Source organism: Acetobacter sp. (assembly GCF_047721705.1).
Lineage (GTDB): Bacteria > Pseudomonadota > Alphaproteobacteria > Acetobacterales > Acetobacteraceae > Acetobacter.
Window position 1 is genome coordinate 1 of sequence record NZ_JBDNXK010000148.1, and the last position, 4,586, is coordinate 4,586.

The following is a 4,586-nucleotide window of genomic DNA, read 5'->3' on the forward strand; positions in this document are numbered from 1 at the left end:
ACTACAACACAACCTGCCAAACCGTATTTGAGTTGAGCGCGGGCATCGTCAAAGGCTGGACCATGCGCGGTGATGGCTGCTGAATCAGGTGGCATTTCAAAAGACCGCATAACCCTGTAGATCGGTGCGGGAGGGTGAGGGTTTACAGATATGAAACCTCGGCCTCATAGATGAATGAGAAGTGCCGTGCCGCAGGTTGTGATGGCAGAGGCAGGGTTCGCGACGGGAGAACAGGATGCGGTCGAGACAGGTGGCGCGGTTGGGTACAGCAGGCGCTGCGGTGGTGATGGCTCTGTCTGTCGCTGGATGCCAGAGCAATGCGCGGCAGGATGCCTACAAGCAGGTCGGCAGTGTATGTTCCTTCATGGCCCCCACCGTTTCGGGCGCCCGGAATTACGCGCCTGCGGGAGAAAAAGAGGCGCCCGACAGCAAGGTGGCGTATCCTGCTCCTGATACTCCCATCTATTGTGATCGCCCGCTTTCCACTTCTCTCAGTTCCATCATCGAACTGGGGAACTATACGGAAGCCCTGCATGTGTCGGGCTACTATGCTCTTTTGCAGCAGAAGGGGCCTTTTACGGTTTTCGCCATTCCGAATGAGCCGATGGAGCGTTATTCCGCCCGCTTCCCAGGCGGCCTGCTTGATCCGGCAAACAAGGCCGCGCTCAAGGCGCTGATTTCCTACACGATTGTCCCGGGCAACTGGACAATCCCCAAGCTGCAGGCAGCTCTTGCGAAAATGCCGACCCACGCGGGAAGCCTGAACACACTGGCTGGCGTGCCGCTGATCTTTACCGTGGAGCCTGGTACCGGAGAACTCGTGATTGGCAATGCGGCAGGCACGATCAATCGCCTCTGGGTGACGGGTGTGCCGCAGTCAAATGGCACGCTGTATTTTACGCAGTCTGCTCTTGAGCCGAAGGCTGTTGTGGCCGCTCCCGTCACAACGCAGCCGGTGGCGGCGAAAACTGCCGTGCCTCAGCATTGAGGAAACAGGGCTGCCCTTCATGTTGAAGGGGCGTTCTGTCAGCAAAAAAGGCCAGAGCATTTCGGTGCTCTGGCCTTTTATTTTGTCCGGGCTGTAAGCCTGCCGGGAAGAAAAACCCGAACAGGCTTGTCAGGCTTTAGCCCTCCATCGCGGCCAGGACGCCAGCCTTCACTGCGTTCAAGGCTGCGGCGGCTTCACTCGTATTGGGGCCGCCGGCCTGAGCCATGTCTCTCCGGCCACCGCCGCCTTTGCCACCGAGCGCGGCGCTTGCAGCGCGCACTAGGGTGACGGCATCGAGCTTTTCGGGCAATTCCGCATTAACGGACACAACCACACTGCCTTTGCCGTCCGCAGTCGAGACAAGAGCAACAACCCCCTTGCCAATCTGTTTGCCGATTGTTTCCGCAAGGCCCTTGAGTTCCTTGGCCGGTGTCTCGCCTACATTCCGTCCTACAAACGGTACGCCCGCAATCGTCTCGGCCTGTGGCGCTTCATTGCCGCCTGTGGCGAGTTTGCGCTGAAGGTCGGAAATCCGACGCTCCATTGCCTTGCGCTCGTCCAGCAGGACAGCAAGCCGCTCGGCCGTTTCCGCAGGTGTCACTTTCAGCATCGCGGCGACCTGAGCCAGCCGCTCTTCAGCAAGGACAGAGGCCGCCACGGCAGCCGGACCAGCGAGGGCTTCGATACGCCGCACCCCAGCTGAAACGCCACTTTCGGACGCAATACGGAAAAGACCGATATCACCCGTTCGGTTGACATGCGTTCCGCCGCAGAGTTCCACCGACCATGCCGGTTTGCCGTCGCTGCCGCTTGCCCCACCCATGGATACCACACGGACTTCGTCGCCGTATTTTTCACCGAAAAGCGCCATAGCGCCTTCCTTGGTGGCCTCTTCCGGCGTCATGATGCGCGTGGTTACGGGCGAGTTCTGCCGGATATGCGCGTTCACTTCGGCTTCGATTTCCGCCAGTTCTTCCCGCGTGATCGGGCGTGGCTGGCTGACGTCGAACCGCAGACGATCCGGCGTATTGAGGCTGCCTTTCTGGGTGACATGATCGCCCAGACGCCGCCGCAGAGCTTCATGCAGCAGGTGGGTGGCCGAATGGTGCGCCCGGATTGCGGAGCGGCGTTCATGATCCACCGTCGCGGTCACGGCCATGCCGGGTTTGAGCGTTCCTTCCGTCACTGTACCGTAATGCACGAGCAGATCGCCCAGCTTTTTCTGCGTATCGGATACGGCGACGCGCAGGCCGGGCGCGGTGATCTCGCCGGTATCGCCAACCTGACCGCCACTCTCGCCGTAGAACGGTGTCTGGTTCAGAAGGAGCGCCACTTCCGTTCCAACAGGAGCGCTGTCGATACTTGCGCCATTGGCGACAACGAATTGCACTTCGGCCTGTGCCGTTTCGGTCGTGTAGCCAAGAAATTCGGTTGCACCGAACGTGTCGCGGGCTTCGAACCAGACGGTCTCCACAGCAGCGTCGCCCGAACCGGACCATGCCGCACGGGCGCGGTCGCGCTGGACCTTCATCGCCGCTTCAAAACCGGGAACGTCCACGAGGTGGCCACTTGAACGCAGGGCATCCTGTGTCAGATCAAGGGGAAAGCCGAACGTATCATAGAGCTTGAATGCCACGTCGCCGGGCAGAGGTGTGCCTTTCGGCAGCTTTTCTGTTTCTTCGGCGAGCAGGGAAAGGCCGCGATCCAGCATGAGCTTGAACCGTTCTTCTTCGCCACGCATCGTCTCCCGGATAAGCGCTTCCGCCTGACCCAGTTCTGGGTAAGCAGCACCCATCTGAAGAATGAGGGCAGGAAGAAGCTTGTAGAAAACAGGCTCCTTGGTGCCCATCATGTGCAGATGGCGCATGGCCCGGCGCATGATACGGCGCAGCACATAGCCTCGGCCATCCTTGGAGGGTAGGACGCCGTCGGCGATCAGAAAGGCGGTGGAGCGCAGGTGGTCAGCGACAATGCGATGGCTGGCCTTGAACTGGCCATCCGCATTCTGCGACGTCACCTCGGCGGACGCCTCGATCAGGGCGCGAAATGTGTCGGTATCGTAGTTGTCGCGCTTGCCCTGCATGATGGCGGCAAAGCGTTCCAGCCCCATGCCTGTATCGATGGAGGGGCAGGGCAGCGGCGTGCGGGTGCCCGGCGGATCTTCAAAGAACTGCATGAACACGAGGTTCCAGATTTCGACGAAGCGATCGCCATCTTCGTCAGGGGAACCTGGAGGGCCGCCGAAGACATCTTCTCCGTGGTCGTAGAAGATTTCCGAACAGGGCCCGCAGGGGCCAACATCGCCCATGCGCCAGAAATTGTCTGATGTTGGAATGCGGATGATGCGGTCATCAGAAAGTCCCGCGATCTTGCGCCACAGACCAGCCGCTTCCTCATCTTCCGAATAAACAGTGACGAGAAGCTTTTCTTTGGGAAGCTTGAAGTCCTTTGTGATGAGATTCCAGGCAAGTTCGATGGCTTGCGGTTTGAAGTAATCTCCGAAGGAGAAATTACCCATCATTTCGAAGAAAGTGTGATGGCGCGCCGTGTAGCCTACATTGTCGAGGTCATTATGCTTGCCGCCTGCACGGACGACCTTCTGCGCCGTTGTCGCCCGGTTGTAAGGACGAGTTTCCTGCCCGGTAAAGACGTTCTTGAACTGCACCATTCCTGCATTGGTGAACAGCAGCGTCGGGTCATTGCTTGGAACAAGCGAGGACGAGGGGACGATCTGGTGTCCGTTGGACGCGAAGTAATCGAGAAAGGCTGAACGGATTTCGTTGGTTGTCGGCATGGTGCGGAGACGCGTCCTGATGGAAGTCGCGAGGCTGCAAAAAAAGAAGCCGGCGAATGAAAGGAAATAGATACTGTTTCAGCAATTCTAGCCCAGTCTGAGGGCGCAGGGAAAGATGCTGGCCTCCCGGTCATGGAACAGGTTCATGTTTTTTGATCATGCGGGGAAATATCGGCGTCCACCATGCCTGCCGTGATTTCCGCGAGTTCCACGACGGACTTGGGTGGCCGTTCACGGAAAACAAGCCGTTCGCTCAGTTTGAAATTGGCAAGCATTCCCGCCAACGCACCGGCTGCAAGTGCTGCAATGGGGAATTTCTGGCTCATCGGGATGAAATAGAACAGCAGGTAAACGGTGCCGCGATTCAGGCAGAATCCAAGACTGTTGGCTGATAGAAACCGTAGCCACTGGAGAACGGGATGGTCGTGACGACCAACGTCACCGAATGTCCAGAAGCGATTTGCCGCCCAGTTAAGAGAGGCTGCTACAAAATAGGCGGCTAGTACTGCGGCGTTCAGGCCGATGACATCCCGTAGGGCATACACGGTGCCCGTATCCCACAGAAACCCCAGAGCACCGACCACTCCGAAGCGCAGAAGACGCATCAGCGATTTATTCTGGGTGATAGGTGATGGAGGAAGATCGGTCATGCGGCACTCAAAGCGGATGCCGAGAAAGAATCGGCGACAAAAAAAGGGCGCCCATAAGGCGCCCTTTCTCGTAGCGTTTCCTGAAAGATCCTGAAAGCGGGATCAGTGCAGGATGATTTCCACGCGACGGTTCTGCGGCTCGCGGGTGTTCGGA

Annotated in this window: 3 protein-coding genes; 1 reads left to right on the top strand and 2 read right to left on the bottom strand. The window is 58.6% G+C overall.

Translation table 11 applies throughout. From position 1 onward, the window contains the following. Positions 1 to 235 precede the first annotated feature (235 nt). Positions 236 to 988 carry a fasciclin domain-containing protein gene (locus ABF824_RS15615; protein ID WP_415489895.1) on the top strand — a complete coding sequence of 251 codons (753 nt, stop codon included), beginning with the start codon at positions 236 to 238 and terminating at the stop codon, positions 986 to 988. A 136-nt stretch (positions 989 to 1,124) separates the two neighbouring features. On the opposite strand, the gene alaS is transcribed toward ABF824_RS15615, so the two are convergent. Both alaS and ABF824_RS15625 read right to left on the bottom strand, forming a co-directional pair. Then, positions 1,125 to 3,782 (bottom strand): alanine--tRNA ligase, encoded by a 2,658-nt coding sequence (gene alaS / locus ABF824_RS15620; protein ID WP_415489896.1) that lies wholly within the window; start codon positions 3,780 to 3,782, stop codon positions 1,125 to 1,127. A 143-nt stretch (positions 3,783 to 3,925) separates the two neighbouring features. Next, the gene (locus tag ABF824_RS15625) at positions 3,926 to 4,432 is read right to left on the bottom strand and encodes a GtrA family protein (protein WP_415489897.1); all 507 of its coding nucleotides are present in this window, start codon (positions 4,430 to 4,432) and stop codon (positions 3,926 to 3,928) included. Positions 4,433 to 4,586 lie beyond the last annotated feature (154 nt).

Bases quoted from the DNA above. Each gene is read 5' to 3' on its own strand.
- ABF824_RS15625 (WP_415489897.1), bottom strand. From the start codon at position 4,432: ATGACCGATCTTCCTCCATCACCTATCACCCAGAATAAATCGCTGATG.
- ABF824_RS15615 (WP_415489895.1), top strand. From the start codon at position 236: ATGCGGTCGAGACAGGTGGCGCGGTTGGGTACAGCAGGCGCTGCGGTG.
- alaS (WP_415489896.1), bottom strand. From the start codon at position 3,782: ATGCCGACAACCAACGAAATCCGTTCAGCCTTTCTCGATTACTTCGCG.